This is a genomic window from Ottowia beijingensis (assembly GCF_042680925.1).
GTDB lineage: Bacteria > Pseudomonadota > Gammaproteobacteria > Burkholderiales > Burkholderiaceae_C > Ottowia > Ottowia beijingensis.
In genome coordinates this window covers 175,383-193,650 of the sequence record NZ_JBHUEP010000004.1, presented here as the reverse complement: position 1 = coordinate 193,650, position 18,268 = coordinate 175,383, and the positions used below count along the sequence as shown (strand labels likewise).

The 18,268-nt window shown below is 61.0% G+C and carries 15 protein-coding genes; 9 read left to right on the top strand and 6 right to left on the bottom strand.

Translation table 11 applies throughout. The annotated features are described in order from the left end of the window. Nucleotides 1–21 precede the first annotated feature (21 nt). The 9 genes from ACFSCU_RS03050 (at nt 22) to ACFSCU_RS03010 (ending at nt 6,625) form a co-directional block, all read left to right on the top strand. A complete protein-coding gene (locus ACFSCU_RS03050; RefSeq protein WP_377559867.1) occupies nt 22–1,287 on the top strand; it encodes a hypothetical protein in 1,266 nt (421 codons plus the stop codon). 3 nt (nt 1,288–1,290) lie between these two features. Continuing rightward, entirely contained in the window at nt 1,291–2,376 is a 1,086-nt protein-coding gene (locus ACFSCU_RS03045) for a hypothetical protein (RefSeq protein ID WP_377559866.1), read from the top strand. After that, nucleotides 2,373–2,768 (top strand): hypothetical protein, encoded by a 396-nt coding sequence (locus ACFSCU_RS03040; protein ID WP_377559865.1) that lies wholly within the window; start codon nt 2,373–2,375, stop codon nt 2,766–2,768. The genes ACFSCU_RS03045 and ACFSCU_RS03040 overlap by 4 nt, the downstream gene beginning before the upstream one ends. 12 nt (nt 2,769–2,780) lie before the next feature. Then, the gene (locus ACFSCU_RS03035; RefSeq protein WP_377559864.1) at nt 2,781–4,799 is read left to right on the top strand and encodes a hypothetical protein; all 2,019 of its coding nucleotides are present in this window, start codon (nt 2,781–2,783) and stop codon (nt 4,797–4,799) included. Beyond that, on the top strand, nt 4,792–5,013 hold the full coding sequence (locus ACFSCU_RS03030; RefSeq protein ID WP_180551727.1) for a hypothetical protein: 222 nt from the start codon (nt 4,792–4,794) through the stop codon (nt 5,011–5,013). Before ACFSCU_RS03035 ends, ACFSCU_RS03030 begins: the two co-directional genes overlap by 8 nt. Before the next feature lie 79 nt (nt 5,014–5,092). Further along, the gene (locus tag ACFSCU_RS03025) at nt 5,093–5,398 is read left to right on the top strand and encodes a DUF6127 family protein (protein WP_115075718.1); all 306 of its coding nucleotides are present in this window, start codon (nt 5,093–5,095) and stop codon (nt 5,396–5,398) included. Continuing rightward, complete coding sequence (locus ACFSCU_RS03020) at nt 5,395–5,622, top strand: DUF7940 domain-containing protein (RefSeq protein ID WP_045667467.1); 228 nt, start codon at nt 5,395–5,397, stop codon at nt 5,620–5,622. Before ACFSCU_RS03025 ends, ACFSCU_RS03020 begins: the two co-directional genes overlap by 4 nt. Further along, on the top strand, nt 5,619–6,128 hold the full coding sequence (locus tag ACFSCU_RS03015) for a lysozyme (RefSeq protein WP_377559862.1): 510 nt from the start codon (nt 5,619–5,621) through the stop codon (nt 6,126–6,128). The genes ACFSCU_RS03020 and ACFSCU_RS03015 overlap by 4 nt, the downstream gene beginning before the upstream one ends. Beyond that, nucleotides 6,125–6,625 carry a lysis system spanin subunit gene (locus ACFSCU_RS03010; RefSeq protein ID WP_180550066.1) on the top strand — a complete coding sequence of 167 codons (501 nt, stop codon included), beginning with the start codon at nt 6,125–6,127 and terminating at the stop codon, nt 6,623–6,625. The genes ACFSCU_RS03015 and ACFSCU_RS03010 overlap by 4 nt, the downstream gene beginning before the upstream one ends. 14 nt (nt 6,626–6,639) lie before the next feature. On the opposite strand, the gene ACFSCU_RS03005 is transcribed toward ACFSCU_RS03010, so the two are convergent. From ACFSCU_RS03005 to ACFSCU_RS02980, 6 genes are all read right to left on the bottom strand, one after another. After that, the gene (locus tag ACFSCU_RS03005; RefSeq protein ID WP_377559913.1) at nt 6,640–7,653 is read right to left on the bottom strand and encodes a DUF4917 family protein; all 1,014 of its coding nucleotides are present in this window, start codon (nt 7,651–7,653) and stop codon (nt 6,640–6,642) included. Between the two features lie 288 nt (nt 7,654–7,941). Beyond that, nucleotides 7,942–9,777, bottom strand: a complete 1,836-nt coding sequence (locus ACFSCU_RS03000; RefSeq protein ID WP_377559860.1) for a DUF262 domain-containing protein — start codon at nt 9,775–9,777, stop codon at nt 7,942–7,944. A gap of 52 nt (nt 9,778–9,829) precedes the next feature. Next, nucleotides 9,830–13,177, bottom strand: coding sequence for a DEAD/DEAH box helicase family protein (locus ACFSCU_RS02995; protein ID WP_180550064.1), 3,348 nt, complete (start codon nt 13,175–13,177; stop codon nt 9,830–9,832). Nucleotide 13,178: 1 nt separating this feature from the next. Then, on the bottom strand, nt 13,179–13,823 hold the full coding sequence (locus ACFSCU_RS02990) for a DUF4276 family protein (RefSeq protein ID WP_377559858.1): 645 nt from the start codon (nt 13,821–13,823) through the stop codon (nt 13,179–13,181). Further along, a complete protein-coding gene (locus ACFSCU_RS02985) occupies nt 13,820–15,025 on the bottom strand; it encodes an AAA family ATPase (protein ID WP_180550062.1) in 1,206 nt (401 codons plus the stop codon). The genes ACFSCU_RS02990 and ACFSCU_RS02985 overlap by 4 nt, the downstream gene beginning before the upstream one ends. Further along, on the bottom strand, nt 15,025–18,246 hold the full coding sequence (locus ACFSCU_RS02980) for a site-specific DNA-methyltransferase (protein WP_377559857.1): 3,222 nt from the start codon (nt 18,244–18,246) through the stop codon (nt 15,025–15,027). The genes ACFSCU_RS02985 and ACFSCU_RS02980 overlap by 1 nt, the downstream gene beginning before the upstream one ends. Between the last annotated feature and the right edge of the window lie 22 nt (nt 18,247–18,268).

Below are 18,268 nucleotides of genomic sequence, written 5' to 3'. Positions count from 1 at the left end.
ACCCTTCTCGCAGGAATTCCTATGACCGACCTGACCGTCAAATACTTCAGCAGCGGCATGACCGGCGCGCCCCAGATCGCCAACAACTGGGGCGATCTGGTGACGATGCTCGATGCGTGCCTGATCAATGGCTTCGCCTTGAAGGCCATCGATACGTTGACCTTTGCCGACGGCATCGCCACGGCGACCATTTCCTCGGGCCACGCCTATCGGCCATTTCAGGTGGTCGAGATCGCTGGCGCTGAGCAGCCCGAGTACAACGGACAGTTCCGCGTGCTGACGGCGACGATGACCACGTTCACCTACGCGGTGACCGGCACGCCCGTCTCGCCTGCCACGACGGTGACGAGTCTCTCGGCCAAGGTCGCCCCGCTGGGGTGGGACAAGCCGTTCTCGGCTACTCACAAGGCTGCCTACCGCAGCAAGAACCCGCAGTCACCGCAGAACCTGCTGCTGATCGACAACAGCCTCAAGACGCCCAACTACACGACGAGTTGGGCCAAGTGGGCCAACGTCGGCATCGTCGAAGACCTGTCGGACATCGACACCATCGTCGGCGCGCAGGCCCCCTATGACCCGAACAACCCGACGCAGAACTGGAAGCAGGTCACCGCCAGCCAGTGGGGTTGGTACAAGTGGTTCCACGCGCGCGGCCCCCAGTACGAGAGCAATGGCGACAGCGGCGGCGGTGGGCGCAACTGGGTGCTGATCGGTGACGACCGCCTGTTCTTCCTCTTCTGCACCAACGCGGCGGGCTACGGCTGGTATGGCCGCAACAGCTACTGCTTCGGGGACCTCATCAGCTTCAAGCCGGGTGACAACTACGCCACGGTGCTGGCTGCCGATGACAACTACTCGGGGATGAGCAACTACTGGAGCTATCCCGGCCAGTTCAGCGGCTACGGGTTGGTCTCGTCCCTGGACTTCACGGGCAAGGTGCTGCTGCGCAACCACACCCAACTCGGCAACCCGGTGCGGTTTGGGCTCACGTCCCTGAACACGAACAACGGCCAGCAGATCTGCGGCCGGGGCCCGACACCGTTCCCGAATGGAGCCGACTACAGCTTGTGGCTGCTGCCCACCTACGTGCGGCAGGAGGATGGCCACATGCGCGGCATCCTGCCTGGAATGCTGTGGATGCCCCAGGATCGTCCGTACAGCGACCAGACCATCGTCGACAACGTCGTCGGTCAGGAAGGCAGAAGGTTCCTGTTGGTCAGGACGCAATACAGCTCGGAAACCGAAGGCGCGCAGATCGCATTCGACATCACCGGGCCTTGGAGGTAAGCGATGAGCTACCCGCTGAGCGAGTCCTTCGCCACTGCGCCTGCCACCGGCTACACCGCAGTCCTGGGCGGAATGTCCGCGACGCACAACAGTGCGCAGCAATCCATCGACATTTCGGCTCCCAACAGCCAGTCCATCCTGCGCTTCAATGAAACCGCCCACGGCGATTTCTGGTTCGAGGCCGACGTCGAGTTGCTGACCGACCCAAGCGCCCGCAAGCACATCGGGCTGTGGATGACGACCGGCAATGGTTCCGAGGGCTACCGGTTCGCACACCTCGACGGGGGGTGGAGTGTTTCCCGCTGGAACAGTGGTTTCGGTGACGGGGCTGCGGTGACGGGCGGGGTCAATGATGGGGCGAGGCCTATCGCTGGGTTGGCCGACGTGGCTCCGACCTTCAACGTCGGCCAGCGGTTGACCCTGCGCTGCGAGGTCATCGTCGGTGCCTTGGATGCCAACGGCGTGCCCTGGGCGCGGTTGATCCAGTTCAAAGCGGATGGCGTGCTGATGTTCCAGGTTGGCGATGCCGCCTACCGGGGCAAGCTGATTCCTGGCGTCTTCTTGTACGGAGCCACGGCACGGGTCCACGCTATCGCAGGCGACACCCCGTCTGGCTTGCCCGCTTTTCCGACGACGGTGGGCGTGAACGCCGACGACGATCTCCTGCCCCTGGCCGGGGGCTCGACCTCGGTGCCGCCCAATCCCGCCGCCAACATCGGCGTCAATGCCCAGGTCGACTTGTCGCGTCTCAACAGCCCGTCGAGCAATCTGTGGAACCGAGGTGGTGGCTACGACTGGCAGTTCCATCCAATTCCGAACGGTCGCAAGAACATCCACTTCAGCGGCCACGGATTCATCGTCGGAACGGTCAAGGAGAAGGGACAACCCGACCAACCGCTGGTGCGGAGGGTGCAGCTCATCAGCGAGAACACCCGCGTCCTGGTCGCCGAGACCTGGTCAGGCATCGGAGGTAACTACCGATTCGAACTGCTGGACCCGGCGCAGCGATACACCGTGGTGAGCTACGACCACAAGCAGATGTACCGCGCCGTGATCGCGGACAACCTACGCCCGGAGATGATGCCGTGACCGTTGCCATCACTGTCGAACACAACGAGGCGCGGCTGGCAGGCACCTTGGCCTTCCTCGACGCAGGCAACAACCCGGCGCGCCTGCGCATTTACGGCGGTACGCGTCCCGCCACCCCGGCGACGACGCCCGCGAGCGCGATGCTGGTCGAGATCAGGCTCACCAAGCCCGCAGGCACGATTGCGGGGGGACTCCTCACCCTGACGCAACAGGAGGACGGCTTGATCACCAGCACCGGCGTCGCCACGTGGGCGCGGCTGGTCAACGGCAACGAAGTCACGGCTTTGGATCTGGATTGCAGCGGTACCGACGGCGATGGCGATGTGAAACTGGCCGCTACCCAACTCTATCTGGGCGGTGACGCCCGGATGGTGTCGGCCATCCTGGGGTAAGCCGTGCCTGCCGTGACCAACGAGGTGACCTTGGTCGCCACGTTGCCCGCGCCCGCCGTCACCGTGGTGGTCGGTCCGCCCTTGGTAGATCTGCTCTTCGATCAACCCGCTGCCACCGACGCCAATTTGGTGTTCGGAGCCAACTACATCGCCCCGCGCGACGATGTGACGGTGCGGGCCACGCTGCCGCTGCCGGTCGTCACGATCAAGTTCATCCCACCGGCCCGGGCAGAGTTGTTGGCCCAACTGCCGGGCCTGACGGTGCAGTCACTGGTCTTGCGCCCGAGCGTGCCCTTGAACGTGGGGGCTGGCGCTGGCGCAAGCCTGCCCGGCGTGGTGTTCACCGGAGAGGTCAGGTACGCGTCGCACACGCAGCGTCCCACGGTGGGTCGGACTTCGCACCTCTGGCAGGTGGCTAAGCAGACGGAGGACGGCGCGAAGCAGGGCCAGCAGGATGCGGCTGCAACGCCCGCAGGCTGGAAGACGTTCTGGCGGCGCATGATTGCCGTGCCTCAAGGCGTCGACCATCAGTTACCCCCGGTCTTGGCCTCGCTGCCTGCGCAGCATCGCACCGGCCAGCAACAGGCTCGGCGCTTCCACGACTTGACGTGGTTCGCGCATCAGGATGGCACGTATCTCGAATTGGCTCGACTGAGCTTGTTTCAGAACGCGTCCCGCCTGCGCGATGTGACGGGGTTTCGTCATCAAGACGGCGACCGCACCAAGCGCGCGGGACGGGTGAGCCCTTGGCAAACCGCGCGGCAGCTCGCCCAGCGCCAAGGGAGTGATTTTCAGAGCGCGAGTCCATCAGCGAGGGGTTGGCGTGGCCGGTACAGGCAAGCCGCTCCGCCACCGCCGGGGATCAGCATCTGGGTGATCCCAGAGCCGCCCGCGCCACAACCTTGCTACACGCCGAGCGCCCACCTGGTGTTCGCGGCATTGGCCCCTGCGGACAGCCACTTGCTGTTCGTTTGTGAAAACCACATCGACCCGCCACCTCCCGATGGGGAGCCGGTGGTCGTTCCCGTTCGGAGGGTGTATTTCGTGATCAACAACGTGACCTTGCATCGGCTGCCAGATGGTCTGCCGGTGCCGGTGTTCAGCCTTTCACTGGCGCTCGATGCCGCCTCCTGGACGTGGGGCTTCGATGCGCTGCTGCCCGCCGCCGCAGAAGCTCTTGTCGCCCCCGGAAGCAACGGCGGCCCGGTCGAACTGGTAGCCAGCGTCAACGGCAAGCCGTTTCGCGTGTTGGCCGAGAGCATCAGCCGCGAGCGTGTGTTCGGCGACGCGAGCATCCGCATCTCCGGAAGAGGACGCAACGCCGTACTGGCCGTGCCCTATGCGCCGGTGATGAACTTCCAGCAACCGCAGGCGCGCACGGCGCGGCAGTTGATGGACGACGTACTCACGCTCAACGGCATCCCGTTGGGCTGGAGCATCGATTGGGGCCTGACCGACTGGAACGTCCCTGCCGGGGTGTTCACCCAGCAGGGCACGTGGATGGAAGCCCTGGTTGCCATTGCCAGCGCGGCCGGAGGTTACCTGATCCCGCACGCGTCCAACCAGAGCATCCGTGTGCGACACCGGTATCCGGTCGCGCCGTGGGAGTGGAACACCGTCACGCCAGATTTCGTGCTGCCCGTCGATGCGGTGGCCCGCGAATCGCTGCGCTGGGCGGAGAGGCCCGCCTACAACCGCGTGTTCGTGTCCGGCCAGGATGTCGGTGTGCTTGGGCAGGTGAGTCGGGCTGGGACTGCCGGGGATGTGCTGGCCCCGATGGTGGTCGATGCGCTGATCACCGAAGCCGCTGCGGCGCGCCAGCGGGGCATCTCGGTTCTAGCTGATACCGGGCAACAGATCGAGGTGACCCTGCGCCTGCCGGTGCTGGCCGAGACGGGAATCATCGAGCCGGGTGCGTTCGTCGAGTACCAGGACGGCAGCGTGACGAGGCTGGGCATCGTGCGCTCGACGCAAGTCGAGGCAGGAATGCCGGAGGTCTGGCAGACCTTGGGGGTGCAGAGCCATGCATAACCTCTACGAGCAGTTCCGCCAACTTATCCCTGATCCGCCATTGCAGGCGGGCACGGTGGTGGGCGTCGGCTCCGGCGTCGTGACCGTCGCCTTGCCCGGCGGCGGCTTGATCCACGCACGCGGCAGCGCTGCCATCGGCCAGAAGGTGTTCGTGCGTGATGACGTCATCGAAGGCGGCGCACCCAGCTTGACGCTGGAAATCATCGAAATCTGAAACCTATCTTCCTGATCACCCCTGAACCCGCCTTGGTGCCACGTGCATCAGGCGGGTTTCGCATTTCTGGAGACCTGCAATGACCGAACCCGAACACCAACCCGCCGCCCTCGTGGAAAACATGCTCCTGTTGCGCCGCGAGGACTTCGACGAACTGCTCGACCGTGCCGCCGAACGCGGAGCCGAGCGTTGCCTTGCCCATCTCGGGCTGGAGAACGGCAGTGCGGCGAAGGACATCCGCGAACTGCGCGATCTGCTGGAAGCGTGGCGCGATGCCCGCCGCACGGCGTGGCAGACCACCATCAAGGTCGTGACCACCGGCATCCTGGCCGCGCTGCTGGTGGGGGCCGCCATAAAGTTGAAGCTGATGGGAGGCGTGCAATGACCGCCAAGCCGAAGATCTGCCTTTTGGACGACTGGCGGCGCGTGTTGCGACGTGCCTGGAGTATCCGCTTCTCGCTGCTGGCCGCTGCCTTCACAGCGGCGGAGGTGGTGGTGCCGCTGTTCGGGGATGTACTGCCGCGCGGTGCGTTTGTGCTGCTGGCCTTTGCCGCCAGCATCGGCGCAACCGTTGCTCGCATCGTGGCGCAGCCGGAGATGCACCGATGACCCGGACACCATCACCCGTGATGCGCAGGACGGTGGCCGGACTGACGCTGTCCGCCGCCGCCCTGGTCGGCATCGTGCTGCACGAGGGCTACACCGATCGCGCAGTGATCCCGGTCAAGGGCGATGTGCCGACCATTGGTTTCGGCACCACCACCGGGGTGAAGCTGGGCGACACCACCACGCCGCCAAAGGCGCTGGCTCGGGCACTTACCGACGTACAGCAATTCGAGGGGGCGCTCAAGCAATGCGTGACTGTGCCCCTGGCCCAGCACGAGTACGACGCGCTGGTGAGCTTTTCCTACAACGTCGGCAGCCGCGCGTTCTGCCAATCCACACTGGTCAGAAAACTCAACACCGGGGACTACGCCGGGGCCTGTGCCGAGCTGCTGCGCTGGCGCTTCTTCCAGGGTAAGGACTGCGCGCTGCCCGCCAATGCGCGCCTGTGCGGCGGGTTGGCCACACGGCGCGAGGCCGAGTACCGGCAGTGCATCGGGGAGGCATCGTGAGTGTGATTCCATGGCCGTACCGGCTGCTGGCCCTCGCGGTGCTCGGCGTCGCCCTGGTCGGCTTCGGCTGGATCAAGGGCGCAAGCCACGTTCAAGCGCAATGGGATGCCGCCGTCCAGCAACAAGCCCTACAGACCGCAGCCATCCGCGAGCGGCAGGCGCAAGCCACCGTCAAGGTCGTCACCCAGTACGTCGACCGCGTCCGCGTCGTCCGCGAGAAGGGCGACACCATCATCAAGGAGGTTCCCGTCTATGTGCCCGTTCAAGCCGATGCTGCTTGCACTATCAACCGTGGCTTTGTGCGCCTGCACGACGCTGCCGCCGCCGGTGAACTGCCCGAGCCCGCCCGAGATGCTGATGCGGCCGCCGCAGGCCTTGCGCTCTCTGCCGTCGCCGGAACCGGTGCCGCCAACTACCAGACCTGCCACGAGAACGCCGAGCAGCTAAGGGCGTTGCAAACGTGGGTCAGGGAGATGAAGGTTGCCAGCGAGCAGTAGGGTTCAGCACCGCATCATGGATTGTTCCAGCATCCAGGGCTTCGCGAATCGAAGAACATCACTTCTGTGTCAGGCAAGGACCGGCCAGCAGCCTTAAGCACTTGGTGGCAGAACGCCTGCTGATCTCCATCTGGCTGACCAGTGAAAACCGAGACGGCCATTCGCTTTGGCGGACTCGATGCGATGGCGTCGAGCACGTGTTGGTCTCGCTCGTCAAAGCTCCAGCCATATACGACCAGGCTCTCTCCAAGGGCGGGCAGCACCTCTTCATATACGTTCGTCAGGTAGTGACTTCGGCGAATCGCAGCGACCTTCTGATGACTGGTTCCCTCGCTAACAAACACGGGCACATAGTGCCCGGATGCCCACATCCGGGTTATGGTGCCAAGCAAGTCACCTGCGCCTCCCGCGCCTACAGAAAGCTTTGTCTCATCACCAAGGTAGTCACGAGCAACCGCAAGACTGCCGTGAGGGTAGAAAACCAATGTTGCTCCTGCAGCGTGCCCATAGGGTCGCCGCAGATATTCCCAATCCGTCTGGAACTCCCCGTCGTGGAATGCGTCCTTGAACCAACTCCCGTTCGCCGCGTTGAACAGCAGCATGGCCCAGTACAAGGTGAGGTCGTAGTTCAGGCTGACGACAGTGGGAAACGCGCTCGCAAACGCACCGACCAGTTGCAGGTCGGCGGCAACATCGGCATGCACCGGATGCACACTGTGCACAGCTTCGATCAGTGCTGTACGGACCTCCTCATAGGCTGCGGAGATGGCGGCCGACGGCGTCCCCAATGCCCCGTTGACGTGCTCGGCATACCAGCACGCGAGCAGAACATGCTCGAAATCGGTTGTCCCGAGCTTGGCGAATATTGGGGCAGTGGTGGCGAGCAGTCCTTTTGCATCAGCGATGCCATGGAGTGTTGGGTATGCGAACTCCTTGTGGATGGCGATACTGGCGCCGTTGCCCAGAAGGAGGGAACTCCAATCTTCAGCGCTGATGTTTGCCCAGGTGCCAATATCGATTCTGTCCATAATCTTCACGGGACGTCATTGTGGGTTGATCTCGCCATGCGAGCCGCCACAGCTATGCAACCCAACCCATGCCGCAAGATCCGGTCTCGTGCAGCCATTCGTGGCCGCACACTTTGCAGCGGTAGTACGCCTCATCGGCAGCGCCCATCATCGACGAGACCTTTCTGCCGTCCTTGTACTCGAGATTTGCATGAGGCTTCGTGCTTCTCGACGCGCCAATCAAGGCCTTGCAGTCATCGCACATCGGCGCAGGTGCTGATGCATTACTCATATCGATAGACCCCATCATCAGACGTCAATTGGCGTCGTCTTCCAGACTTCCTGCGCCAGCGCGATGAGCAGCGCGTGGCGCTTCTCGATGGACGCGGCATTCCACGCAGGAAAAGCCTCCAGCTTGGCGTTGATCCGGGAAATCGATGTGTTCTGTCCGACCTCGGTCAGCGCCACCAGACTGCGCGTCAAGTAGTTGCCGCTCTTGCCGTACTCGACTTGCTTGGCCGTGTAGAAGTCATTGCCCGCGACGATGTTGATGGGCTTCTCCAGCAAGGTCAGGTTGCCCAGCCGGTTCTTGTAGTCGTCGTAGACCGCATTCGGGTTCTCTGCTGCCCACGTGGCACGCAGCTCCGCCTTCGGGTTGTCGGGCAGGATGTGCTCGATTTCCAGATTGGTGAACGGCTCTAGGCTGCCCGGCACCTTCAGCCCGCTGAAGGCCATGTCGACGTGCTGCGTCAGTCGCGCCAGCAGGTAGCGCGTGCGGTACTGCTGCATCGAGTACAGCGTGAAGCGCTTGAGGGCGTCGGCCAGCTCCTGTGATTTGCCCGCCATGTTCTTCTCAAAGCGCTCGGCAATGAACGCGTTGAGCTGCACCTTTTGTTTCACCGGATCGCTGGTCTCGGCAATCACGCGCAGCTCGTCGGCCCACTGAGAGAAGCTGCGTTCCAGATCCTTGGTCGGTGTCTTGGTGAAGATGTAATAGAAAAGGAAGCTCTCCAGCTGCGCCACGAAATGGTCGAACAGCGGCTTGGGGAAATTCGCCGCTGCCAGCAGCAGGACGAAGTGCAAACTGAACGCGCCGCCTGCCAGCCGCTTGAGGCTGTCCATTGCCAGACTCGGCTTGCCATCGTTGCCAAGCCCGTTGGCAAAGGCCAGGTAGTGCTCGACGTTGCGGATCACTTTGCGCACGAACTCGAAGGGCTTGCCTGCGTAATCGCACAGCGCCGCGTTGTCCTTGGCGACGAACCAGTCGTAGATTTCGTCCTCGCGCACGACTGAGTCGCCGCGCTCGTTCTTGATGACGTAGTTGGCCATCAGGAAGTAGCGCAGGAAGCGCAGCGGCTTTTCCTTCTCCTTCTCCAGCGGCTTGGTGATCTTCTTCCACTCGTCCTTGAGCTGGGTGAACTGCGCTTGCTTGACCTGCGTGAACAGCAGGTTCTTGAGCAAGTCCATCGGGTTCAGGCCCACGCCGCGCTCGTTGATGGTCTCGAAAATCTTCAGCGCGCTGCTGACGTCGGTGGATATCTGGATGAACACCACGTTATTGGCCAGATAGCCCCAATACTTCTTCAGTTTGGGCGCATCGTCGTAGTTGTCCTTCAGGTAGCGATATAGCGTGCTGTAGGCGTTGACCAGATTTTCCAGGGAGCCGAAGCTGGCGATCCCAGCTGCCTGAATGCCTGCGCGCACGGCCTGCGGGTCGGCGTCCAGCTCTACCAGCTTGGCCATCACTTCGCCCGCGCTTTCGTAGCGCGGCTCCAGCTTCAGGTTGGTGCGCACCTCGCCGTCACTGTCCACATAGCTGGTTGAGATCAGCCCGGAAATCATCTGCCGCTGCGGCTCGCCCTGAAACAGATGCTTCAGCGCGCACAGCAGCAGGAAGAAGGTGGTCAGGCGCTGCTGGCCGTCGATCACCTCGTAATGGTTCTTCTGGTCGGTCGGCGACACCAGCACGGTACCAATGAAGTATTCGCGCGTGGTGCCCACATCGATCTGTTCGCCGATGTCCTCCAACAGCTGATGCACTTCCTTGTCCGTCCAGACGTACTCGCGCTGGTAGTCCGGGACGATGTAGAAGCATTCCCTGAAGGCTTCCTCGATGCTGTATTTGTGATTTTCGATGCGGGCCATTTTTCGTCTTCTCTAAATCTTTCAATGCACAAAGCTGGGAACTAGCGATCTCTCAGACCAGCACCCGGAACAACTTCTTCAAGTAGGCGCTGGCACCATCCTCCATGAACAGCACGTTGCGGCTTTCCAGATCGGCTTTCTTTGTCGAGTCGCCCACGTTGAGCAGGTCGGCGAACTTCGTTGGCGAGAGGACAAAGGCATTCAAGACCAGCGGCGCTTCGCTCGCCTTGGCCTGCCCCGCCAGCGTCGTTTCCAGAGTCTTCACTTCCTTGTACAGCCCCAGCTTGGGGTGCGACAGGTCGAGATTGCGCAGCCCCTTTGGATCGACAAAGGTCAGCCACTGCTTGCCGCTGGCATCGTCCACCAGCCACAGCAGGAAGTCAGGATAGAAGTTGCCCGCCAACGCGAAGCCCAGACCTTTCTCTTCCCGATCCGCATTGCGCAACAGGTACAGACTGCGCGGGCCAATCGCTTCCTTGCCTTCGCTGGAGTTGTAGAACGCCTCCAGATCGCGGACAAACTCCCATTCGCTGGGCGCGTCAAAGGCCAGCGGACGCAGTTTCAGCGGCACTGCACCCTTGTCCTCCAACGCCAGTAGCGGGTAGTACAGGTGCCGGTCGAAGCTGATGGCCACCATGTGTGGCGCATTCCATTTGCTAGCCTCGCCGATTTTGCCGTCCGCCACCAGCTTCTTCAGCACTTCCAGCTTCGCCTGATACTCCAGACCGTCGTCGCTGTTCTCGATCTCGAACTGGTACAGCTTGAGCATCGACCCGTGGTCTTCATCGATGTGGGTGATGTCGTAGAACTGGCCTTCGTAGCCGGACTTCAGGGCCTTGTAGAAGCGGTCGGTGTAGTCCGTCAGCAGTCGCAGCAGGATGTCTTCCTGCTTGCGGATGTCGGCGAAGGTCGTCACATTCAGTTCCGCCGCCGGAATGAACAGCGTGTACCAGTCCTGCGCGCCCGCGCAGAAGTCGATCAGCTTCTGCTGTTCCAACCGCAGGTTGCTCCAGCTGCGCTGCAGCTTGTAATCCTGCAAGGCCAGATAGACCCGATCCCAGTTGAAAGCCGGGAACAGTGTCTGGTTCAGCTTGCCCTTGTTGCGGGCTTCCGTCGTGGAGGCTGTGCCCTTGTCCTTGCTGGACAGCGCCTCGACGCGCGGGTACAGGTCGAGCACCACATGGGGTGGCTTGATCTTGCCCTGGAACTGAGCTGGAATTTCGTACAGCCACGGGAAGTGCGTGCGCTTGAACCCGAGTTTCTGGTTGTCCTTGTAGCCATCCTTCAGCGTCAGGGTCTTGAGCTTGCCCTTGGGCAGGTTGGCACGGGTCGGGAAGTCCAGCTCCAGCACTTCATCGCTGGGCGTGATGCCTTCTTCACGCAGGTAGTCCTTGAACGCCGCCATGTAGCTGGCGCGCACCCCGAAGATGTTCAGCGCCTCCAGCTTGTCCAGATGCACGCCCTTGGGCCTGTCTTGCGGCAAGGTGCGCTTGAGCGAGAAACCCTTGCCCTTGAGGCGCACGCCGCGCCCGAACAACTGGATGATCTGCGAGCCTTCACCCTGGCCCATGTTCAGCAGGCCCATCGTGGACACGCGCCAACTGCTCCAGCCTTCCGTGAATTTGCGCGAGCCGATCAGCACGTTGAGGCGGCTGTCCTTGTTGTTCAGCGTGCCGAACAGCGCGCCGCCGAAGTCGTCGCGTTCGCTATCGAAGGCCTCCACGTCCTCCGCCATCCCGAAGAAGCCCGCATCGTCGCCGATGTTGATGAGGCCGAAGGGCTCTGCATCGCCCACGCGCAACGCCAGCTCACCCTTGCTGCTCTTGATGTTGACCAGTTTCAATCTCTGGCGGGCCGAGGCATTGAACACGCGCAGCAGGATGTCGGCGTACAGATCATCCACGCGACCGCCGAAGCCCATCAGGGGCGTGAAGCGCCCGCTGAAGATGTTGTTGCCCTTGGCATCCAAAATCTGCGCCTTGTCCGCAATCAGGTCGGTCAGCCAGCTCTTGATCTGCGCTTCGCTGTTCAGGAAGTCGGCGAGGAAGTTCACCACTTCCAGGATGTCCGACTCCTCGCCTGACACCGTGTTGCCCACGAACACCCACAGCGGCTTTTCGATGTTGAAGTCGGCAAGCGCCGAGCGGTGAGTGCTCCACAGCCAGAGCTGCTGGTAGTAGGCCAGCAGGCAGGCGGTGAAATACTTGCGCGCGTTATCCGCCTGCTCGTAGGCCTCGCCGCTCATGTTGAGGATCAGCGACTCTTTACCGTAGCCGTCCTCATAGAAGAACTTGTACGAGTAATCGAACAGGATGCACTTGGCGTAAATCTCGCGCGTCGCAGTGATGCGCGCGCGGCGCTTGTCCTCGGCGGTCAGCGCAAGTTGTGCCTTCTGCCCGTCGTCCAGGCTGCGCAGACTGGTGGTGTTGAACAGCATCTTGGCGCGCTTCTTCTGGATGTCTTCTTCCGCCGCCGCCACGGTCATGCCCTTAGCCACTGCCTGCCCGAAGGTGGCCGAGTACTCGAAGGCAAAACCACCGCGCACCAGCGCATCGCGCCGCGCCATCCACGCGCCCGCCGCCGTGCCCGTACCACGGTGGCCTTCGTCCACCAGCACGAGGTTGTTGCCCTCGAAGGCATCCACAGCGACGGTCTTGTCGCCCATCTCATCGCCCAGCTTGTTGATGTCGATGATCTCGATGGTGCCGCGCGCGGGTGACTGAGCCTTATTAAAGAACTGCGAGAAACCGAAGCCCGACAGGTGCAACTCCTCCAAGTGCTGGCGTGACAGCCCCTCGTTAGGCGTGAGCAGGATGATCTTGTCGGGAAAGTGATCGCTGCGCCCCGCCTGGAAGTAGTGCAGGTACTGGCGGATGTTGACGTGCAGCAGCAGGGTCTTGCCGCTGCCGGTGGCATTCCAGAAGGCGATCTTGTTCAGGTCGTCCGCTTCGAAATCGCGGAACGGTTCCGCGCCCGTCTCGGCGCGGTAGCGCGTCATTTCCTCGTTCAGGCCATCGAGCAAGTCCTGACGGTGGTTGAAGTACCAGTCCAGATACAGCTCGGTGAACAGCAGCGAGAGGTACTGGAAGTACTTCATCTGCAGTTCATGGCCCTCCAGTTTGTTGCGCTGGGCGGTGATGGCCTGCCAGTGGGCGACGACGTTCAAGTCGTAGCGCCGCAGATCGGCCTCGGGCACCTTGTTGGGATCGAACAAGCCTCGGATCAGTTCGTGGAAGAACTTGGTCTGGCCATCCTCGTCGATGCCCTCGAAGCGGTCATCGCCCAAGCGCATCTTCAGCGCCGCCAGCGTGCCGCCCAGAAAGAAGCCCAGCACCCAGCGATTGAGCACCAGCTCCTGATGGAAGCTGCGTTTCTTCTGATTTTTGGTTTGCCGTGCCATTTCAATTACCCCATGCCTGTAGATGAGCAACCCAGGCATCGAACTGCGCACACTTCTGGCGCATCGCGTCAATCCCGATGGCCTCAGCGATCAACGGGCCATGCTCGGGCTTTGAATACGTGCCCTCGGGAAAGATGCTCAGAATCCGCTTGGATGGTGCGGTCTCGGGACTGTCGTTGATGTCTTCCGGATTCGGGAACGCCTGTGCCACCGCCATCAACTTCGCTTTCACGTCTTCGCTCCAGCCGTCTTCTGCCCATTCAAAGTGCGTGGGGTTGGTGAACAACAGGCCCTCGAATTCGTGCATCTGCACATAGGGCAGCACGTAGCGCGGGTCATAGCCCGTGGTGATGTCCCGCGCAGCTGCGGCAATGTCGGCCTCCAGTTGGGCGCGGGTGCGGGCTGCGCGGTCCTGAAAACCGTAGAAATCAACCAGCGTGGAGACGCGATCGGCCTCGCTGTAGTGCAGTGAAATCTTTTTGGCCAGCCGATCCACGGTGACACGCCCACCCCGATGCCGCCCTGATCTGGCGCTCAACACGGTGCCGTAGGCGCTGACGCCACTGGGCCTCAGGTAGGGCTCCAGGCAGCGGTTGACGAACTCCACCTCGGTGGGGCCTTCGCAGATGATGCAGAGCCGGATCATTCGGCCTGCCCCGCATCCTGAGAACCTTCCCGCTTGACGGGCTGGTGCTCACCCAGCCAGGCCACGCCACCTGCGGCCTGCTGCAACCAGATGTCGGACAGCTGGTATTCCTCGTCCAGCCAGCGCTGATAGTGCTCGCGCGGCAGATTGCGCAACACGGTCTCGCCATTGCTGGCGCTGGCCACGATGATGTTTTCCAGCTCGAAGCAATCCACCAGGTAGGGCGACTGCGTGGCGATGAAGATCTGCCGCTTCTTCGACAAGCGTTTGAACATCTCGGCCACCAGGGTAATGGCGTGCGGATGCAGCCCCAGTTCGGGCTCATCGAAGAACAGCACGTCCGGCAAGCGCTCGGGCGGCAGGTTCAGCAAAGTCAGCAGACAGAACAGGCGCAGCGACCCGTCCGAGGTGAGATGAGAGCCGAACACCTTGTCGCTTTGCCGCCCCACCCAGCGCAGCAACACCTTGCCGGCTTCTTCTTCCAGTACAAAATCCTTGAACGCCGGCAACACCCGGCCAATCTGCTTGACGATCAGCTCGTAGCGTTTGCGGTCGCCATTGCGCAAGTCGAGCAGCACAGCCGCGAGGTTGCCGCCGTCCGAGCGTAGGCGGAACGACTCGGTGACATCCCAGCGGTTGTGAATGGCGGCGTTGATGGATGTGTCGTGAAACTGATAGGTGGAGCACTGACGCAAAAGGTTGACGATGGTCTGGGCCGTCTTGCTCTTCTTCTCCAACAGGCTGGACTCTTTTCCCACCCCTTCAATCTCGGTCCACTTCGCCTTGGTCGGGATGTCATGCGCCGAATACCGATAGGCTTCGTTCATCACCATCACGGAATCGCCGGCCGAGATGTGGGCCAGATCAAACCGATAGTCGTTGTAGCCCGATGCGGTTTCAAGGCACAACTCGGCATGGATGCGCGAGGTCTTCCGGGCACCCATGAAAAACTGGTCATCGCCGCCGCCGTGGCGCAGCACGAACTCCTGCAGGTTCTTCGCCTTGAGCATCCAGCTCAGCATCTCGAAGAATCGGATCAGGGTGGACTTGCCTGCGCCGTTGGCCCCAATCAGCACCGTGAGCTGCGGCAGCTCCAGATTCTGGATACTGCGCAGGCTGCGGAAACCCTCAATGGTGACGGACTTGATGCGTGCCGGTTCTGGCTCTCGTTGCTGAATGCTAGGGGTTCCAAAATTAGCCATCACACATCCTCCACATCAAACATGCGCGCCAGAAATTCCGGCTCGATCTGGCGCAGCTTGAGCACGCGGGTGGCACCGCCTTCCTCGGCCGTCTGCGTCAGCACGGTGGGAATGTTGTGGTCGCCGTTGATGTAGACCACGTCAAACTCGTTGTCCGCCGGGTTGATGGCCAGCTTGTCGCAGAGCTTGCTGATGCCTTCGTAGTCCAGCACATCGCAATCGCGCCACAGCACGAGGCAGCTTTCACCGCTGGGCAGCGTGCCGGTGACGGTGACGAAGCCGCGTTGCGGCTGCGCATCAATGTGCTTGACGCGCAGGCCGATCAGGTAGTTGAAGGTTTCGACCAGATCGATCTTGCGCGGCTCGAACGCACCTGCCGAATCCACGGCGATGTTGAGCTGATAGTCGAACGGCTTCTTGAAGTCTTCCACCGACAGCAGCGAACCGCGGCTTTCCACGTCCAGCATGTAGTGGAGCAGGTAGTCGTCGCGGGCCTGTTGCGGCAGGGAGTTCAGCAGATCACCCTGCGCCGGGGTGCGGCGCAGTTGCAGGTTGTTCAGGGTGTCTTCGTAGCTTTCGAGTTTGATAACCTTGAAGCAGTGTGAGATTCCTGTTGCTGGAGCGGTTGGCTTTCCGCCTTTCCACTCAGCGGAGTACACGACCTTCTGCATCCTCGGCTTAGTTACCAGGTCAAAATACTCGCCTTGCTCGATCAATACGTATTTGCGAGAGCCGCCATCTGCCCGGTTAAGCGTGACCACTGCATGGCCGGTTGTTCCCGAACCAGCGAAATAGTCCAGAACAATAGAGTCTGGTGACTTCCTGACAACCGAAGAAACAGACGCTACGGTCGCATGAATTGATTTGGGGTATCCAAAAAGCTTCTGCCCGCCAAAAAAGTCGGCCAGAAGATTCGTCCCGTGACTTGACGCATCGTACTTTGAATCGACCCAAACCGTCTTCGGCTTTCGACCCTCCTTGATGCGATCTTTAAGTTGGACAGTGATTTCGCCATTGCCTTTCCTTTTAACGACAAATTCACCATCTCTCGCGTGTTCGAGAATCTTCTTTCTGTCTGACCACCTCCATACTCTTCGCTCACCATCAGAATCCAACGGCAGGAATTCAACGCAGCCAGTTCGCTTCAAATAGTTTGAGTAATCCTCCTCGACGACATCTCCTGCATCGTTTAGCCATAGGGCCAAATTCGTGCAATAAGTAGACGGGTAGTCCTTAGTGCGCGCGCCACCAACCCCGATAATCGCTAGAGTGTTGGGGTTTAACAGGAGGCTAAATTCTGAATTGGGGCGATCAACAGGGGTGGAGAGTCCGCCACTTCTCCGGAAAGGCAAAAGGCGGTACTCCGATTTCTCGTCCGAGAACTTGTATCCCTCCTCATGCTCTTCGCTGAGTAGCTCATCACATATCTCTGCTTTAGCAGGGTTATTTGCATACGCGAGTGCATATTCGTGGCTGGTGGCAAAGAAGCTATTAATACCTCGCCCCCTTGGATTGCTCTGAATGACTACCGTCCCAATGTATCGTTCCTCTCCAAGCAGAGAGTCGACTTGCCCCTTCAGCCTGTAGAGTTCCTCGTCATCGATGGTAATCTGAAGGATTGCATCCTCGGCCATCAAGCTTAGGGAGCTTTCGATCCGAGAATTCATCATGGCAAGCCATGATGAATGCTTGTACTGATTTTTGTAGAAAAATGTGGCCTCAGATGTGTTGTATGGTGGATCAATGTAGATGCACTTAATCTGCTCCTTGTAGCGATTCCTGATGGACCTTAGCCCCTGAAAATTATCGCTGTGTACAAGGACGCCGTTAGTTGCCGAATCCACATCTACTGATTGCAGTAGCTTGAACTTAAAATCCTCGCAATACAGGCTCGTATCTACCATCCGATACAGCGCAGCCTTCAAATCCTCCAGCGTCCCCGGCGCGTCGCCATCCCAAACGCCCAGCTGTTTCCACCGCGCCCATTGCTGCGGGTTCGCTACCACTTCCGGCCACAGCGCTTCCGGTACCCGATCCAGCGTGATGCAGTAGTGACTGGAGACAACGAACTTCTTTTTCAGCCACAGCTTCTTCTGAAAATCTTCCAACTGGGCCAAGAAAGAGATCAGCTCCAACGCTATGCTGCGCAGGCACTGGATCATTCGCAGGTTCTTTTCGATGTCCGCGAACGCGCCCGCGTTCTGCACATCGTCCAGGTGCATGACTTCGTTCTTGATGTAGAAGTCCAGCTCGCGCCGGAGGAAACCACCCAGATCCTTGTGGATGAAGTAGTCCGCCGTGTTTTTGGTGGTGTAGTCGGAGAGGTGCTTTTCCAGCAGAGTGCGCTGCGGGTTCTTTTCCGTTGGCGCGCGGTTTCCCAGGGCCAGCCAGCGGGCCTTCACGGCGGCGTCCGCCAGCACTGCCTCTACAGCCTTGGTGACCAGCGCCTCCTGCTTGGTGCCTTTGGGCTGGACGGCATACTCGAAGCGGATGATCAGTTCCTGTTTGCCGTCACTGCCCGCAACTTCCTCCACGGGCACGAGCTCTTCCTCGTACTCGTCGCCGTTTTCATCCACGCGGGTCACGGTCTTGGCCGCCACCAGGGCAAAGCGGCGCTCCTTGTCGTTGTCCTTGCGGTTGTCTTTGGCGGTGTCGGCGGCGGCAAGGCGGAAATGCACCGTGCGGCCATCTTCGAGCTTGAAGCTGTAATTGCTGAAGTTCTCGCCGCTCTTGGTGTAGTACTGATCCTTGTTGGCCCAGTGCAGCATCACCTCTTCGCCCGCGTAGGGGATGGCGTAGGTGTCGCCCTTGTAGCGGCGCTGGCTGATGAAGTCGCCATTTTGGTAATAGCGCGAGAAAAAGGTCAGCAGGTGCGAGAACACGGCATTTTCGTGTTCGCTGGCACCGGTGCTGTACTGCGCCAGCTTTTGGCGCAGCTCTTGCACTTTCGGGACGGTGGCCGGATCGATGCCGTCTGCCTGGTATTGCGCTTCCTTGTCCTTTAGCTCGCGCGCCACCTGCTCTTGCTGTGCAGCGCCACCTTGGCTAAGTGCGGCTTGCACCTTCTCGGCCAGCCGGTTTTGCAGGTAGTCGTTGATCTCGCCCGCGCGGGCGTTGAGGATGCGGTAGATGCCGAAGTCCAGTTCCGGGCGGTCGATCTGGAAGATCTCGCGCAGCTTGGCGACGAGCTCCTGGAATTTGGGATTCTGTTTGTTGGTCATGGTTTGCCCTGATCTCGGGATT